General features: G+C 45.6%; 17 protein-coding genes and 1 riboswitch. Of the genes, 4 read left to right on the top strand and 13 right to left on the bottom strand.

Going from position 1 to position 16,829, the window contains the following annotated elements:
* Positions 1–30 precede the first annotated feature (30 nt).
* The 6 genes from LPW40_RS04775 to LPW40_RS04750 all read right to left on the bottom strand — a co-directional run bounded on the left by LPW40_RS04775 (position 31) and on the right by LPW40_RS04750 (position 5,546).
* On the bottom strand, positions 31–1,173 hold the full coding sequence (locus LPW40_RS04775) for an LPXTG cell wall anchor domain-containing protein (RefSeq protein ID WP_230821091.1): 1,143 nt from the start codon (positions 1,171–1,173) through the stop codon (positions 31–33).
* Positions 1,174–1,383: 210 nt separating this feature from the next.
* Entirely contained in the window at positions 1,384–2,220 is an 837-nt protein-coding gene (locus LPW40_RS04770) for a MurR/RpiR family transcriptional regulator (RefSeq protein ID WP_230821090.1), read from the bottom strand.
* A gap of 122 nt (positions 2,221–2,342) precedes the next feature.
* On the bottom strand, positions 2,343–3,842 hold the full coding sequence (locus LPW40_RS04765; protein ID WP_230821089.1) for a GH32 C-terminal domain-containing protein: 1,500 nt from the start codon (positions 3,840–3,842) through the stop codon (positions 2,343–2,345).
* Between the two features lie 11 nt (positions 3,843–3,853).
* Entirely contained in the window at positions 3,854–4,615 is a 762-nt protein-coding gene (gene tatC, locus LPW40_RS04760; RefSeq protein ID WP_230821088.1) for a twin-arginine translocase subunit TatC, read from the bottom strand.
* Positions 4,616–4,659: 44 nt separating this feature from the next.
* The gene (locus LPW40_RS04755; RefSeq protein WP_097040391.1) at positions 4,660–4,866 is read right to left on the bottom strand and encodes a twin-arginine translocase TatA/TatE family subunit; all 207 of its coding nucleotides are present in this window, start codon (positions 4,864–4,866) and stop codon (positions 4,660–4,662) included.
* A gap of 44 nt (positions 4,867–4,910) precedes the next feature.
* Complete coding sequence (locus LPW40_RS04750) at positions 4,911–5,546, bottom strand: redox-sensing transcriptional repressor Rex (RefSeq protein ID WP_230821423.1); 636 nt, start codon at positions 5,544–5,546, stop codon at positions 4,911–4,913.
* 133 nt (positions 5,547–5,679) lie between these two features.
* On the opposite strand from LPW40_RS04750, the gene LPW40_RS04745 reads away from it, so the two are divergent.
* The 3 genes from LPW40_RS04745 (at position 5,680) to LPW40_RS04735 (ending at position 8,917) form a co-directional block, all read left to right on the top strand.
* Complete coding sequence (locus LPW40_RS04745) at positions 5,680–7,599, top strand: ABC-F family ATP-binding cassette domain-containing protein (RefSeq protein WP_230821087.1); 1,920 nt, start codon at positions 5,680–5,682, stop codon at positions 7,597–7,599.
* A 429-nt stretch (positions 7,600–8,028) separates the two neighbouring features.
* Positions 8,029–8,268, top strand: a complete 240-nt coding sequence (locus LPW40_RS04740) for a hypothetical protein (RefSeq protein ID WP_230821086.1) — start codon at positions 8,029–8,031, stop codon at positions 8,266–8,268.
* Between the two features lie 85 nt (positions 8,269–8,353).
* Complete coding sequence (locus LPW40_RS04735; RefSeq protein ID WP_230821085.1) at positions 8,354–8,917, top strand: GNAT family N-acetyltransferase; 564 nt, start codon at positions 8,354–8,356, stop codon at positions 8,915–8,917.
* 24 nt (positions 8,918–8,941) lie between these two features.
* Here the strand turns inward: LPW40_RS04735 and LPW40_RS04730 are convergent, their stop codons facing one another.
* From LPW40_RS04730 to LPW40_RS04700, 7 genes are all read right to left on the bottom strand, one after another.
* Positions 8,942–10,324, bottom strand: coding sequence for an LLM class flavin-dependent oxidoreductase (locus LPW40_RS04730; protein WP_230821084.1), 1,383 nt, complete (start codon positions 10,322–10,324; stop codon positions 8,942–8,944).
* A gap of 102 nt (positions 10,325–10,426) precedes the next feature.
* Positions 10,427–10,538: riboswitch (SAM riboswitch) on the bottom strand.
* A gap of 139 nt (positions 10,539–10,677) precedes the next feature.
* Complete coding sequence (gene tsaD, locus LPW40_RS04725; protein ID WP_230821083.1) at positions 10,678–11,697, bottom strand: tRNA (adenosine(37)-N6)-threonylcarbamoyltransferase complex transferase subunit TsaD; 1,020 nt, start codon at positions 11,695–11,697, stop codon at positions 10,678–10,680.
* Entirely contained in the window at positions 11,690–12,148 is a 459-nt protein-coding gene (gene rimI / locus LPW40_RS04720) for a ribosomal protein S18-alanine N-acetyltransferase (RefSeq protein ID WP_230821082.1), read from the bottom strand. The genes tsaD and rimI overlap by 8 nt, the downstream gene beginning before the upstream one ends.
* The gene (tsaB, locus tag LPW40_RS04715; protein WP_230821081.1) at positions 12,127–12,765 is read right to left on the bottom strand and encodes a tRNA (adenosine(37)-N6)-threonylcarbamoyltransferase complex dimerization subunit type 1 TsaB; all 639 of its coding nucleotides are present in this window, start codon (positions 12,763–12,765) and stop codon (positions 12,127–12,129) included. Before tsaB ends, rimI begins: the two co-directional genes overlap by 22 nt.
* Positions 12,746–13,171 carry a tRNA (adenosine(37)-N6)-threonylcarbamoyltransferase complex ATPase subunit type 1 TsaE gene (gene tsaE, locus LPW40_RS04710; RefSeq protein WP_230821422.1) on the bottom strand — a complete coding sequence of 142 codons (426 nt, stop codon included), beginning with the start codon at positions 13,169–13,171 and terminating at the stop codon, positions 12,746–12,748. The genes tsaB and tsaE overlap by 20 nt, the downstream gene beginning before the upstream one ends.
* Positions 13,172–13,327: 156 nt before the next feature.
* Positions 13,328–14,053: an HAD-IIB family hydrolase gene (locus tag LPW40_RS04705; RefSeq protein ID WP_230821080.1), complete on the bottom strand. Its 726-nt coding sequence runs from the start codon at positions 14,051–14,053 to the stop codon at positions 13,328–13,330.
* A complete protein-coding gene (locus LPW40_RS04700) occupies positions 14,016–15,218 on the bottom strand; it encodes a glycosyltransferase (protein ID WP_230821079.1) in 1,203 nt (400 codons plus the stop codon). Before LPW40_RS04700 ends, LPW40_RS04705 begins: the two co-directional genes overlap by 38 nt.
* Positions 15,219–15,482: 264 nt before the next feature.
* On the opposite strand from LPW40_RS04700, the gene LPW40_RS04695 reads away from it, so the two are divergent.
* On the top strand, positions 15,483–16,661 hold the full coding sequence (locus LPW40_RS04695) for a CDP-glycerol glycerophosphotransferase family protein (RefSeq protein WP_230821078.1): 1,179 nt from the start codon (positions 15,483–15,485) through the stop codon (positions 16,659–16,661).
* Positions 16,662–16,829: the final 168 nt, after the last annotated feature.

Genomic DNA, 16,829 nt, shown 5'->3' with positions numbered 1-16,829 from the left:
CGGGAAGCGCCCGTTCTTTTGTTGATCAAGTTATTCCTGCCGCGGCCTTTTGGTCATGAAGAACAGGATGGTGCCCGCTGCAATCAGCATAATGCTGTATAAGTAATTATAATTGCTCGCTTCACCAGTGTTCGGTAATACATCACGGTCCGATGAAGTGATGCCGGATTCATTCTTTATTTCTTCTTCAAGTTCCAATACATCCTCTTCGGATACTTCATCCTCTTCAAGGATTTTCGAAGTCATGATGCGGTTGACCCTTTTATCGAGGAGTGCCAGGGACTCATCCGATTCTCCCGGGCTGAAACTGATTCCGCTTAAAATATCCCCGTAATCATAACGGTGGAGCTTTTTCCCTGCCGTGCCGGCACGGTCTTCGTACAATACTTCTTCAGTCCCTGAATCACCGTATCCCCCGGTATTCCAGCTGCCGGCCTCCTCAGGCTGCTCTGCGGACGGTTCTTCATAATGATAGTCGTAGCTCTCCAAAGCTTCACTCTGTTCTTCTTCGACAGGCTGGTCGTATGTGAAATCGTCTTCCTGTGCCGGCTGATACTGTTCCGGCTGGCCGGTCTCAACATGATCTTCCGATTCTTCAAACACAGGGTCTTCATTGATGCCGTTCCCCACATCGCCACCATCATCGGGTTCCCCGATAAGATTCTCTTCTCCCCCACCGGTGAGGTCCTCTGTTTCGTTTTCAGCCCCTTCACCGGAGTCCCCGGGTTCTTCAGCGACAGGTTCCTTGGCCTGAGGTTCCTCAATTACAGGATCCTGAACTGCAGGGTCTTCTGCCGGGTCTTCCACTATCGGCTCTTCAGGTCCTTCAACCTCAACCGGAAGCGGCTCTTCCCCGGTCGCTTCAAACGTCTCTATTTCCTGCTCGACACCATCGGCTGGTTGCAGTATCGCTTCATCTTCAGATGCACGTGGTGTTTCTGCAGGTGCATCATCCACCGCTTCCTCCGGTGCGGTTCCTGCTTCGTTCTGGCCCCCTGCCACTGATTCATTCTCATCCGACGGTGCATCTCCACCGTCATCTATATCATTTTCTTCCTGATAGCTTTCATCTATATCTTCATTTGCATCAGCAATGTGGTCATTTGCCGAGTTGAAAAGTGTTGATGTGATGAGTATGGATATCAACGTGATTTTCAAGTGCTTTTTGTTCATAGCTTTCCCTCCATACTTTCAAACATGTATATACTGTTCAAAATGCTTAAACTCAGTATATAGAATATGCATATACGTATCTACATAATTTGAAAGATGTAACACACCCTTAATACAACCCGTCTTATGTTTCAATTTCATTTCAATAGATATATTTTGTAATATTTGGCGCAAATAAAAAAGAGGGGGTGTCATCCACCCTCTCCTTCATTAATGTGTAGCATCATATGTTTTCATAATGGTATCGTAGGCCGAGCTCCCGAGTTCCCGGCATACATAGAAGAATAAAACGTCGCATATCACCAGCTGTGCGATTCTGCTCGTCATATTCATATACTGGATATTCGTTTCTTCTTCCGTGATTTCAATCGCAAGATCGGAATGCCTTTTTGCGATAGAAGCATGATTCTGTGTGAGGATCACGATCTTTATGCCCAGCGCTTTTGCCTTCTTGACGACCTCTATGACTTCCGCCGTCTTGCCGGATAAGGTGATGACGAATAAAACATCGTTTTCCCTGGCATTGGACAAGCGAGTCAGGCACAGGTACTTATCCGCGGTGAAAAATGCATTGACATTCACCCTGTGGAGTTTCTGCTCTATATCATGGCCGACATTTGCCGAGTCACCGACGCCGAAGATGAAAGTGTTATCCGCCTTCAGGATCAGATGTGCCGCTTCCTCCATCACATCACGGCTGACGATCTTCTCGGTGTTATACAGTGCCTGGATCGTGTTTTTGAACACCTTGTCGAATATATCCCTGTGATTATCCGCTTCAAGGTCGATAACCCTGGAGATCTTCTCTTTTTCCAGTGTATGTAATTCCTTCGCCAATTCGACTTTCAATTCTTTGATCCCTGCAAGCCCGACCCTCTTAGCAAAACGGACGATTGCCGCATCACTTGTGTTGCTGTTGAAAGCAATGTCCTTCACTGGCATATTGATGATCTTCCTTGGATTCTCCAGGATGAAATTTGCGATTCTCTGTTCCACCGGCGTCATATATTCCTGTCTTTTGTTGATCTGGCTCAGTACCGAAAACATATTTTTTCCTCCAAACTTATTCAATCCGTCACACTCAGAAAATATTTAAGCAATTATAACATGGTTTGGACCGCTTTATTATAATTTAACAAATTATTACTGAATTTTACATATTTCAGCTTTTAATTTTGATATATTATTTCTTCATGCGGCAAAGGTTTCAAATCATAGCGCGTCAAATTAACGTAGCACTGCCCGCTCTGGGTGGCCAGTTCAACACCGATGGCATCTTTTTCGGGGAAGATTCTCGCAGACATCACTGCCGCGCCGTCATTGATGAAGATTTCGATACTGGAAATATCCATGAAGATCTGCAGCTTATACAGCGGCTCCTTCAACCGGACGGAACGGTCGAACTCCTCCACCCCTTCCGGCTGCTCACCGCTGAAAGAAGTGTCCAGTGTGAATTTCTGCTCTTTCACCTCATAAATCAGGCGTGTCTCATCCCTTTTCCCCACCCGGAGATGGAGGTATATTTCAGAGGCATCATATTCGTTGAAATCGACTATAAGCTCGTAGGCATCTCCGTAAAAATCCCTCATCCGCTTATTATAATGTTTGAAATAGCCGAGGGCAGTCACTTCATCCGCCCTCAGCTCCCGGAGGTCCGGGTGCGGCATCTGCCGAAGTACATCACCTTCGGCCTCCAGTATACGCGGGACGCTCAATGTGTGTCTGACATGGAAGTGTTCATCCGGATACGTGGTGGTCGGCATTCCGAGTGTCCCGATCATCACCCGGCGGCCGGCCTTGTCAGTGAATATCCGGGGTGCATAAAAATCAAAACCTGCGTCGAATTCACGGAACTCACCGTGGGTCATCACCGCATCCTCAAAATTGATCGAGCCGATCATATAACCCGCCTGGTAATTGTTCCTGAAGAAGTCACCGTACCGGTCGACGCCCTGGGGACAGAATACGAGCACATCCCGGCCATCCGCCGTGAAATGTCCCGGATACTCCCAGAGCCACCCGAACTCATCGAATCCTGTATCAAGGTCGCCCATATGATTGAAGGTGGATGATTCGTCGGCACCAAAGACCGCGATGCGTCCCCTGCCATCTCTTGTCTCTGTACCGATGAGCATGTAATACCTGCCCTCTGACACCACCATGGCCGGATCCTTCATCTGCCTGTAATATGGTTCAAAGCCTTCAACCAATGGCACGGTATGCTTCTTCAGCTTGTAATCCGGATCCATGACAGCCGCAAGCACTTTATATGTGGACTTCCCCCGGGTATCGGCGCGGCCCACGTAGAAGAGGTGGTTTTCTTCATTGATATGTACAGCGGAGCCCGCTGACAGCCCCCCGCTGTCGAACAGTGTGTCCGGTTTGAGTTTCACTCCTGCATTATCAAATACCGCAAGGTTTTTCGAGGTCACATGGTACCAGTACTGTTCGTCCTCATCAAGCAGCGGAAGCCATGTATAAAACAGATGATAAAAACCACCGGCTGCATCATAAAATATTGCAGCAGGTGCATTTAAAGCGCCAAAAACACTCTCTATATGGTATTTTTGGCGCCACGGGCTGTTTTTGACATGTTCAATATACGAATTTAGATCTTCATGGCTCAAAGTTTCCAACGCCTTCAACTGAATATCTTCATGTCTGTCCACCCGGTTCCCCCCTAGTCTTCGTTCAATGATTCTTCCAATGCCTTCTCTTCAGCCTTCAAATATCTTTTATAGCCGTATTTAGAAATGACGATACTGAGCTCATACAGTAAAATCATCGGTATGGTCAAGAGTATATGTGTCATGAAGTCCGGCGGCGCAATGATTGCAGCAATGATGAAGAGTATGAAGTAAGCATATTTCCTGTTCTTCTTCAGCACCATAGGTGTGATGATGCCGAGCTGTGTCAGGAACAATACGAGGATCGGCATCTGGAATATGAGACCGAAAGGCAGCACTGTACGGAACAGGAAGCCGAAGTACTGGTTGATCCCGATTGTGGTGGCAATGCCCATCTGTTCCGAGAGGTCGAATGTGAAATGGACGATGTAGGGCACGACGATGAAGTAGCTGAATGCCATGCCGACAAGCATCAGGATCATCACTATCGGGATATAGCTCAAGGTGAGCTTCTGTTCATTGCTGTAAAGCCCCGGCGAGATGAATGCCCAGAGCTGGTAAAGTATCACAGGGAGGATGACCACAAAAGCGATGATCACGATGACCATCAAGTATATTTTAATCGGATCGGCAACCTGGAAGGCATGCATCTGTATATTGGCCGTCCAGGGTGCGTTCTGCATTTGATAAATTAAAGGTTGGGATAAAAAAAAGCCGACAATCAATGCAGCAACAAAAAAATACATTACGATGAGCAGCCGCTTCCTCAGCTCATCCAAATGCTCCATGACGTCTTTCTTTTCATCATTGTGCATAATCAAGGTCACCTCTTAAAAAAAGGTGGCTTCCGCCACCACTGTTATTTCGTATCAGATTCAATTTTCTTCGGTTCTTTCTTCTTTTCTTCTTCTTCGTCATCATCATCCGCAAGCCCTCTGGTCGCATCCTTGAACTCTTTTAATGTGGACCCGACTGCGCGTCCGAACTGCGGTAATTTCTTCGGCCCGAATATGATCAGGGCCACTACTGCGATGACGATCAGACTCACCGGTCCGACGGCCATCATCAATGTTGATGGTAATAAAAATGTAAGCATGCTGTATTCGCCTCCTATAGATTCTTCATATAAAAGAATAATGCCTGTAGTTCCACTCCCAAATCAATGTTATGTACATAGATGTCCTTATCCAGATCCAGCCTGGTCGGCGTGAAGTTCAAAATGCCTTTGACACCTGCATCGACAAGCCTCTCTGCCATTTCCTGACTTGCCGATACCGGTAAAGTCAGAATCGCAACTTCCACATTTCCTTTTTCGACGATGTCCTCAAGTTCACTTTCATGATGTATCTTGACATCATTGATTTTGGTGCCGATCAGTTCCTCATTGCTGTCGAGACCTGCAACGACATTCATCTTATCGCTTAAATTACTGAACTTATAATTCAATAATGCGCTGCCAAGGTTGCCCACACCAACAAGTATGATGTTTTTCTTGTCCGTACCCTGAATATGTTCCATGAAAAAGTTCAAAAGACTCTTGACGTTATAACCGTATCCTTTGCGTCCAAGCTCACCGAAATATGAGAAATCCCTGCGAATCGTGGCTGAGTCGATATCCAAAGCTTCACTTATTTCTCTTGATGAGACCCTGTCAACAGCTGCCTCCTCCGCCTGCTTAAAATATCTGTAATACAGAGGTAGCCGCTTCATGGTGGCGTTAGGAATTCTCTTCTTTGTATTCACAATCAATTACACCTGCCTGTTGTGCTAATGTAATCCATTATAGCACACACCCTGCGATCTTACATAATAATGTCAATGATTTTCCATCGTCTTTTTTCACATAGTATTGTAAACTGAAGGAAAGTGAGGGAATTTTATGATTGTAATGCAATTGTCCAATTTAAGAAAATCTTTTGTCACCGATCTGGTCTTCGATAAAGTCACCCTCGAGGTCAAATCAGGTGAAAATATAGGCATCGTCGGTAAGAACGGTGCCGGCAAAACGACCTTGATGAAGATCATGGCCGGTGAAATGAGTTACGACGGCGGCAGCATCAGCATGCCGAAAGGGACGTCGATCGGCTACCTGACCCAGCAGATGACGCTCGAATCGAAACTCACGGTCCGGGAGGAGATGATGCGCCCATTCGAAGACCTTCTGGCACTGCAGGAGGAAATGGATACGGTCACCCGCTGGCTTGAAGATAATGAATATTCACATCCCCGCTATGAGGAATATGTGGATAAGCTCGCCAGGCTTCAGAATGCCTTTGAGAATGCAGACGGCTATAATATCGACTCCAGCATCAAAATGGTGCTGACCGGCCTGAATTTCGACATCGCCGATCTGGACCGTCCCGTAGATGAGTTCTCGGGCGGCCAGAAGACGAGGCTGTCACTGGCACAGATGCTCCTCCGCAAGCCTGACGTGCTGCTCCTCGATGAACCGACCAACCATCTGGATGTGGAAACCGTCGAGTGGCTTGAGCACTATTTGAAGAATTTCCAGGGTGCGGTCGTCATCATCAGCCACGACAGGTACTTTTTGGACAAGACCGTCGATAAGATCTTTGAAGTGGAGCTTGGAAAAGGCACCCTCTATCACTCGAATTATTCAAAGTATGTCATCGAAAAGGAAAAGCGCCACCGGCTGGAAATGAAGCAGTACGAACGTCAGCAGAAAGAGATATCGAAACTTGAAACCTTTGTTGAAAAGAATATTGCACGGGCTTCGACAAGCGGCATGGCGAAAGACAGGCGGAAAAAGCTTGAGATGATGGAAAGAGTCAATGCACCGAGGCAGGACCATAAAAACGCCGATTTCTCATTTTCGATCCGGCGGGAAAGCGGCAATGATGTCTTCCGGGTCAAAGATCTCGCCATCGGCTATGATGAAGTGCTGAACAGCGGCATCAGCTTCAGCGTTGAAAAAGGCGACAGGCTCGCCATACTTGGTCCGAACGGCATCGGCAAATCGACGCTTGTAAAAACCATCGCGAAGAAAATTTCCAAAATCAGCGGGGAAATCGTTTACGGGACCAATGTCTCCATCGGCTACTACGATCAGAAACAGGCCGAGTTCACTTCCGATAAGAATGTGCTTGAAGAACTGTGGAGCGAGTATCCGGAAATGAAGGAAAGCGACATCAGAAAAATCCTGGGACGGTTTTTATTCACACAGGATGAAGTGCTGAAAAGCGTGAATGATTTAAGCGGCGGAGAAAAGGCGAGGATACAGCTGGCAAAGCTGATGCTTGAAAAGAATAACGTCCTGATACTGGATGAGCCGACGAACCACCTGGATATAGACAGCAAGGAAGTGCTGGAGGATGCACTGGATGATTTTGAAGGCACGATCATCTTCGTCTCGCATGACAGATACTTCATCAACCGCATCGCCGACCGCATCCTGGAAATCCAAAAAGAGGATGTCTTCCTCGTGAACGGCGACTACGACTATTTCCTTCATAAAAAAGAGGAGAAGCGGCAGACTGAAGTGGCTCCAGCACCATCGAAGGAGAAAGATGCACCTAAAGAGAACCTGGATTACGAGGCGCAGAAAAAACTCCGTAATGAGATCAGCAGATTGAAAAAGCAGGTCAAACAGTACGAAGAGGAAATCGCCATGCTGGAAACCGAAATCGAAGATCTGGAGGCCCAGCTTCTGGATCCTGAAATATATAATGATTACACCAAGTCCGCAGAGTTGAACACACAGCTCATCGAAAAGAATGAAAGGCTTGAGCAGGTCATGAATGAATGGGCGGAAAGTGAAGAATTGCTCACGGAATCATAGAAGAAGCGTTTGGTCAGTCCCAACCGCTTCTTTTTTCATGGCTGTTCGGTGTATAAGGTGACTAGTCAGAATTGTAGATCATCACAGATTTATACACAAAAGCAAGGTGATTAGAGCGCTGTTTGAAGGAGTTATCCACAATATACACATAAAAATAGAAGTTTATCCACATTTTAACCCACAGCTGTGGGTAACTTATTCAACAGGACTTTTAATGTTGTGCACAGGTTATCCACAGATTGTGGATAAAACAAATGTTCCCTGTTGACAAACTCAAACGGAGAATAAACCGTCTGGAAACAGAATATATGTTCGTAATGACCGCACTTGCAAGCATCCCCCTGCTTTTCATCCGCTGCCGTGAACGGTGTTTAAAAATGACGGAATGATGGTAAACAAATTATATAATGTTCAAAGGAGCGTGTGATAATGACTGAAGAACATAAGCATCAGGCTGAAAAGATGAGGGAAGAAGCCAGGAAACAGGCTGAAGAGGGCCAGGAACAAAAAGCACAGATGAAGGAGAAGGCGCAGCCTGGGCAAGGCGACTTTAAAGATGATGATACAAAAGCCTGGGCGAAGCAGGATGAAACACAGGGCAGCAGGAACGCCCAGGAAGATGAAATCCAGCAGGAAAAAGGCAACAACCAGTTCAACCAGTACAGATAAAATTTAAAATACCAAATTTAAAGAAGGCCCCCGGCCTTCTTTTTGTTATCATTAGAATAAATAAAAGAGATGTGGAGGGATTTCAATGGACAATTACAAAGTATTGCTTGCAAAACATCAGCGCCTGGAAACTCAGCGTTTGATCCTCAGACCGGTCACTTTGGAGGATGCCCAGGATATGCACGAATATGCTTCGGATGAAGAGACAACTTACTATGTATTTGAACGGCACAAATCTCATGCTGACACGGAGAAGGCGATTGTGGAATATTTTCTGGAGCGCCCGCTTGGGAAGTACGGCATTGAACTGAAGGATTCCGGCAAAATGATCGGAACGATTGAACTGAGAAGAAAAACCGAAGATTCGAGGGGAATCATCGGCTATACACTGAATAAAGCCCACCATGGCAAAGGGTATATGACCGAAGCCGCTGAAGCAATATTGAAATTAGGCTTTGAAGTCCTCGGTCTTGATTGCATCGCCGCGATGTTCGACGAGCGGAACACTGCTTCCGGGAAAGTCCTTGAACGTCTCGGCATGCGGAAGGAAGGCGTATTGAGGCATGTACATAAATGGAAACAAGGCGAATACTTCAATGATGTGTATTATTCGATACTGAAGGATGAATATGAAGAAAGGCAGTCCTGAAATCAGGGCTGCTTTCCACTTCACTCAGATATGCACTTCATTGGTCAGTTTCACGTTTCTTGCGTGATGGCTCTCAGGAATCCTCACTTTCCCTTTCCCGAAAAGATTCTCTCTTAAGGTCGATGCTTCATATTCCGTCCTGTAACTGCCGCGCTCCTGAAGCACTGGAATGACGAGCTCGATGAAATCCTCGAAAGTTGAAGGGCTTGATGCCTGTATGATGTTGAAGCCGTCCGCATCACCTTCGTTCGCCATGGCTTCCAGTTCATCTGCAACCTGTTCAGGCGTTCCGATGACCTTAGTGGCGCCGATGCCGAGGCCGTGATGCAGTATCGCTTCCCTCACCGTCCATTTCCTTGTGGTGCTTGCGGAATATTTCTTCAGGAAACCGTGGGAGGCTTCAGTCGTAACATCCTCCACATACTCATTCGGGTCATACTTTGAAAAATCGACGCCGGTATGGCCTGAGAGCATTGCCGCCGTCCCTTCATAGCTGACATATTTCAAAAGCTCTTCGTATTTTTCCTGTGCTTCCTCTTCCGTGCGGCCGACAATCGGCACGATTCCCGGGAATATCTTGATATCATCTGCATTTCTGCCATTCTCCACTGCACGTTCCCTCATTTCAGAGGTGAATGCCTTCAGCTCGTCAAGATCGCTTGCGAGTGTCGTAAACAGGGCTTCAGCATGTTTTGCGGCAAACTCTTTCCCTTTTGATGATGCCCCCGCCTGGAATAAGACCGGTGTGCGCTGGGCTGAGGGTTCCACCAGGTGCTCGCCCGGCACATTGAAAAATTCACCTTTATGGTTGATCGGATGCACCTTTTCAGGATTGGTATAGACTCCCGTCTCTTTATCCGCCACCACTGCGTCCTCTTCCCAGCTGTGCTCCCACAATTTATATACGACATCCATATATTCATCCGCACGATCATATCTCGTATCGTGTTTGATCTGACCCTCCATCCCGAGATTGACTGCCTCGCTGTTCAAGTAGGATGTGACGATGTTCCAGGCTACACGACCTTTGGTCAGATGATCCAATGTTGAGAAATTACGAGCCAGTTTGTAAGGTTCCGTATAAGTCGCCGAATAAGTTGCTGCAAAGCCGATATGCTTCGTGACAGCAGCCATTGCCGAAATTGGAAGCAATGGGTTGTGCAGCGGCACCTGAACAGCATTTTTAATCGCAGCATCAGAGCTGTCGCCAAACACGTCGTAAATACCCATCACATCCGCTAAAAACATTGCATCGAACTTGCCTTTTTCAAGAAGTTTCGCAAGGTCAGTCCAATAATCCAAATCACCATGACGGTGTCCCTGATCTTTCGGATGACGCCACAGGCCCGGTGAGTGCGGTGCAACAGAGTTTAAAGTGAAACCGTTCAGACGGATTTGTTTTTTCATAATAACCTCTCCTCATATCATTGATCAACTTAATTCTTAGTGGATAACCAGGAATAAAAAAAGACCTCTTCCTGAGGAAGAGGCACTGATGAAAGCTGCTCTTCCTCATCTTTCAAGCATGACGCTTGTTGGAATGGGCACCTTTCAACTTTTTTAAAAGTGAGGTTGCCGCAGGATCTCAGGACCAATTTCCTCCCCTGGCTCTCGATAAGGAATCTATTCATTTTTAAGTTAAGTACCATACTAACAGGGTATGAATATTCTGTCAAATAGTAATTTTTAGAAAATGTTTTTATGAAGAGATAATTACACAAAAGCCCTGATCTGTGGAATAGACCAGGGCGCTGAATGTGTTAATGTGTGTATTCTTCAATGTCTATGAAATTGCGGCCGTTCAGATTGAGGTCTGAAAAATGATCTTTCAAATACAGCTGATATGCAGCAGCCCCGATCATCGCTGCATTGTCAGTGCAGAATTTGAGGGCCGGTATATGCAGGTTGATATTGTGCATTCTTGCGAGCTGTTCGAATCTTGCACGCAGACCGCTGTTTGCAGCCACGCCGCCTGCGATGATGAGGTGTTTGACTTTATATTCCTCAACCGCCTGCATCGTTTTGCTGGTGAGCACGTCCACCACACTGTGCTGGAATGAAGATGCGACATCTTTTGGATCCACTTCAAGGCCTTTCTGCCTGTGATTGTGGAGTGAGTTGATCACGGCGGATTTCAAACCGCTGAAACTGAAGTCATAACTGCCTTCAAGGTAGGCTCTCGGGAAATCGAATGTGTCTTTCCCCTCTTTGCTCAGCCGGTCGATATGAGGGCCGCCCGGGTAAGGGAGCCCGATGACCCGGGCCACTTTGTCATATGCTTCCCCCACTGCATCATCGCGCGTTTCACCGATGACTTCAAAATTCAGGTGGTCCTTCATGTAAATCAGCTCAGTGTGTCCGCCTGAGACGATCAAAGCCATCAATGGGAAGGTCAATTCCTCCTCCAGCTGGTTTGCATAAATATGGCCTGCGATATGATGGACGGGGATGAGGGGCAAGTCGTGCGCAAAGCTGAATGCCTTTGCTGCATTGATGCCCACCAGAAGCGCCCCGATGAGTCCCGGTCCTTCCGTCACCGCTACAGCATCGAGCATATCCGGTGTCATGGAAGCTTCCTCCAATGCCTGCTCGATCACAAGCGTGATTGATTCCACATGGTGTCTGGAAGCGACCTCGGGCACTACGCCGCCGAACCGCTTATGGCTCTCTATCTGGCTGACGACGACATTCGACAGCAATTCACTGCCGTTCCTCACGATGCTGCACGCCGTTTCATCACAGCTTGTCTCAATGCTTAATATTGTTATATTTTCATTCATCCAGTTTCACCCACATGACATGTGCATCCTCTCCGGGTCCGTAATAGTCTTTCCGGATCCCCCCGTAGGAGAACCCTTCTTTTTCGTAAAGGCTTTTCGCGGAATCATTATCGACATTCACTTCCAGGGACAGTGTCGTCGTGGATTCTGCGGAGTATTCTTTAATGAACTGCAGTAATTGATGACCAAACCCGTGACCCCGCTGGTCTTCCCTGATGGCGATTGTCGTGATCTGGCTCTGGTCGAGTATCAGCCAGAGGCCGCAGTATCCGATGATTTCAGAATCCTTCTCCATGACGAAATAATGTGCGAACTTATTGGCTGCGACTTCCCTCAGGAAAGCTTCTTTCGTCCATGATGACTTGGTGAAGGACGCTGTTTCTATCATATGGACGGCATCAATATCTTCAATCCCCATCGGCCTTATCGTTACTGATTCTTTTCCATCCAATTTTTCTCGGCCTCCGATATCCTTAAATACTCCGGCACCACTTCATGTGCGTCCACTGGTACCAAAGCGCCTCTATAATTTACAACATTGCCGATGCGGCTCATCACGTGTGTGACTTCCGCTTCGAAATTCCTTTTCAATGCAGTGTTCATGATTATCTGTGCGCCATATTTTTTTACTTCCTCATTAAATGCTGCAAAATCCATATGTTCCGGTTCCTTTATTACATCAAAAGAATTACCGTCCAGCTCATAAACTGCGCCATATACGTTTCCTCTGCGTGCATCAATCACAGGGGCGATCACCCCGCGGTAACTTGCCGCCATCACAAAAAGACTGGAGACAGTATATAAGGGGATGTTCAATGCCACAGCAAGGGTTTTTGCCACCGTCACCCCGATTCTTATTCCGGTATAGGAGCCGGGTCCATTTGAAACGATGATTTTTTCCAACTCATTTTTCTTCACATTGACCATATCCAGCAGCTCAGCAATATATGGCATCAGTGTTTCCGAATGTGTCCTTTTTATATTGATGTTGATTTCACCCAATATTATCTCATCAGTGACTGCAATTGATAATACTTGATCGGATGTATCAATCAGTAAACTCTTCATAAATTTCTTTTACCACTCTTTCATTTTTACTCCCTGTACCTTCAAGCGTTACGATCCTCTGATCATTCATTATTTTGATATCCAGAGTTATATATGACTCCGGCAGGAACTCTTCTATATATGTATACCACTCTATGATGACTAAAGCACCGTCATTGAAATACTCATCAAACCCTAAATCTTCCTCACTGTCTTCCAATCTGTAACAATCCATATGATGAATGGGCAACTCCCCTTTATAAGACTTGATGATATTGAATGTAGGGGAAGTGATATTCCGTTTTACTCCAAGTTTTTTTCCCAGGAATTGAGCAAATGTCGTTTTTCCTGCACCCAGGTCACCGGATAAAAGGAGCACTAAATTCGGATATGCTTTTTCGCCGAACAGCCCAGCCAATCGTTCCATATCGTTCAAGGAAGATATAATAATTTCTTTTTTCATCATTACGACTCCTATCCACAAGTTCCTCAACTATTATACCAAAAAACTAAAATTACATATAAAAAAAGAGATCAGATTGATCTCTTTACATACTACATTTGATTTCCAATAAATACAAAACTATTTGCCTGTTCCATAGAAATGCTGCCATGCTTCGAGTATGCCATGTGCATGGGGGTAACTTGCCCGGAAGAGTTTATCATTCTCCTTCACCTCTGCCAGCTCTTTGCGTGCATTCGAAACGATTACAGCCGGATAACCTGCTGTCAGCATATCCAAATCGTTACCCGAATCGCCTGCCACAAGAATACTCGCATCTTTCTCTACATATTTGTTGATTGAAAACTTGAGTGCTTCGCCTTTTCCGCCGCCCCTTGGCAAAATATCCACATCTCTGTTTGAACTGAATATGAAAGTATGTGGTATCTGTCTTTTTAGAAGTTTCACTTCCAACGCTTTAGCCGGGCGGGGCCCGTCTGAATAAAAAGAGACACGTTTCTTGTCAGGCAGATTCTGACACGTGAGCCCGGGAATATTACTTGCGGCTTTAAGAATTTCATCCGGGTACCATTCAGCGGTCATTTTCCTTTTCCACTCTTCATCTTCTGAAAAATCAGAACCCGCGTAGATGGCCGTCCCGACGTCAGTAATGAGCAGATCCGGAATCGGCAGTGATTCTTCATAGATGAGTTTAGCTGCAGAATCCCGGTGCCGTCCTGTAATATATGCAAGCGATGTAAGTTCTTTAAGCGTTTCATAATGAGATAAAAGGTTCTTTAACCCTGTTCTGTCCCCTACAAAAGTACCATCAAGATCCGTCGCTAACAAATGGCGAATTTTCTTCATTGTATATCACCTCATATAAGTCCTGCGTCAAATTCGCGATGGACGACCAGGTGAACAGCAGCCTCGCACGCTTCATTGCTCCCCGCCCCAGAGTCTCAGCATAGTCCGGCGCTTCTGCTATCTTATGCATTGCTCGTGCGAGTGCTTCTGAATCTTTAGGGGGCACCAGTATTCCGGTTTGTCCGTCTTTTACCACATCTTTCAAGCCGCCCGTTTCAGAAGCGATGACCGGTGTGCCGCATCCTTGTGCTTCTGCAGCCACCATGCCGAACGATTCATAGTAGGAAGGCACGACAACGGCTGTCGCCTTGGAGAACAACGCTGCGAGCTCTTCCTGTGATTTCGGTCCGAGAAAAGTCACCCTGTCTTCAATACCATTGATGGCTTCACAAAGGCCCGCGGTGACGGGTTCACCTGTCGCTCTGTCAATATCATCTTCGTCTCCCCCTGCAAGAATCAGTTCGCCTTCCTGACCCTCTTTCACAAGGTTTTGAAAAGCTTCTAATAGAGTGAACAAGCCTTTAGTTTCTTCAAAACGACCGGCGTAGACAAAGAGCGGTTGTACAGGCGGTTTGTGAAGCAGCGTTTCTTCAAAGATTTCCGCTACTCCAATAGGGATGACAGAGACAGCCGCTTTCGGGCCAGCAAATCTTTTAATGATTTTCTTTTCAGTCGGGGTCGTCGCTATTACGCAATCCGCGTTTCTAAGCACCCTTTTTTCAGCTCTCAAACGTCTTCCTTCCCGTACGCCTGTGGCTGCCGCTTTTGCGACACCAAGTGAATGTGATGTATGCACGAGTGGTATGCCGAATTCTTCTTTCACAGCAAGTCCAAGAAGTCCGGACATCCAGTAATGGCTATGGATAATATCATACTCTTTTAAGTTAAGTAATGATTTCATTTCCCTGTAAAAGTCATCAAGGAGATCTGCTATTTCTGCCTTTGGAACAAAACCTTTCCTCCCCGCTGCGATACGGATGACCCGGCATGACTTGCCAAACCTTTCGATTCGTGGCGCAGCTTCATCGCTCCAATGAGTGACCACATCTACCATCATTCCACTGGCAGAGAGGTAAGTTGCCAGTTGTTTGACGTAGTTATTCTGGCCACCCGCCTGCTCCCCACCTAATGCCGCAAGTGGGTCACCATGATCTGAAATGAACAATATTTTTCGTACATTCAAATGACTCCACCCTTTCCTTAATATTTAGATATATCACGTTATACTTAACATGATATTTACATTGAGCGCTAATTTTACCAATATTCTGATATATCGTATACTTATTTTAACACACTCTTTACATTGAGTACCCATTTTATACCCGGAATGCAACTACTTAAACAAAAACAGAGTGAATAGATATGAATTTGGGTATAAATATAGAAAGTGAATACCCCTTAATTAATTCCAAGGAGGAGATGATTTATGAGACTGAAAACTTTTAAATGGTACGAATCTCTGTTCATCAATCTTAAAATAACTGCCGCACGATTCATTGCCAAAAGGATGCCTGAAAATAAGAAACCGATAGTACTTGTCGGAGGGAATTTAGGAGAGAAATATGAAGATAACGCATCGGTTTTCCATACATATCTTGTTGAAAACCGTCAGGATCTAAAGACATATTGGATGTACGACAAGAATTTCGACTACATTCAATCAGAGAATATCCCGTCTGCGGTCCCGCTCGGCAGCTTTAAAAATTATCTATTATTTTTCAGAGCTGACTATACATTCCATGGCCACTCCATCCTTTATGATATTGCACCAAATATGGATGAGTATATCCACCTCAATAAAAAAACCGTAATGACACACGTCAGCCATGGAATTGAGGGTTTCAAAAAAATCTTAATACAACCCGAAGATAGACCTCTTCTTAATAGAACTGACTTTTTTAATTGCGCTTCCGAATACGAGCGCGATATAAAATTAAATGGCTGGAAATTTCCGGATGAGAAATTGATCACGACAGGCATGGCACGTTTCGACCGTTTACAGCCCGACAGTCCGTCAGAGGAAGTCCGCAACATACTTTTGATGATGACATGGAGAGAATGGCTGCTTGATCTTACTGAGGAGGAATTTTTGAAAAGTGATTACTTCCGATGTATGGTGGATTTATTGAACGATCCTGGATTGAAAGAGCTTATTACATCTTATCAGCTTAATATAAAAGTTGTACTGCATCCTTTTATGAAAACTTATGAAGATCATTTCAAGCCTTTAGAGAATGGAAATAGAATCTCATTAATCACTTTTGATGAGGCTTCCATTAAAGATGAAGTGATTGATGCTGATATGCTGTTGACTGATTATACGAGTGTCTCATGGGATTTCTTGTATCAGAATAAACCAATCATTTTTTATATGTTTGACCAGAAAATGCTGGAGGAAAAACGTGGCAGTTATCTCGACCTGGATAAGGATCTGTATGGATACAAAGCAGGAGATATAAAAGAAGTCATCAATACATTGGAACATATCGTCACAGGTGAAAATAAAAATCCCTGGTATGAGAAAGCGGAGTATTACTTCGATTATTTTGATCAGGAAAACTGCCGCCGTCTGGCAGATAGAGTCATCGGCCCTCCTGCAGTATGAGAGTAAGCTGATCAATAAGCAGCCGTAGGATACATCCTGCGGCTGCTTTAATTTTCCTATAATAAACAAAACTAATAAATAAAACAAAAAAAGATCCAATCACTGGGATTGGATCTTGCGATTTGCCTGGCAGCGTCCTACTCTGGCAGGACGTATGTCCAACTACCA

Source organism: Salinicoccus halitifaciens (assembly GCF_021026095.1).
GTDB classification, from domain to species: domain Bacteria; phylum Bacillota; class Bacilli; order Staphylococcales; family Salinicoccaceae; genus Lacicoccus; species Lacicoccus halitifaciens.
The sequence above is the reverse complement of the archived record's forward strand: the minus strand, read 5'-3'. Positions and strand labels throughout refer to the sequence as shown.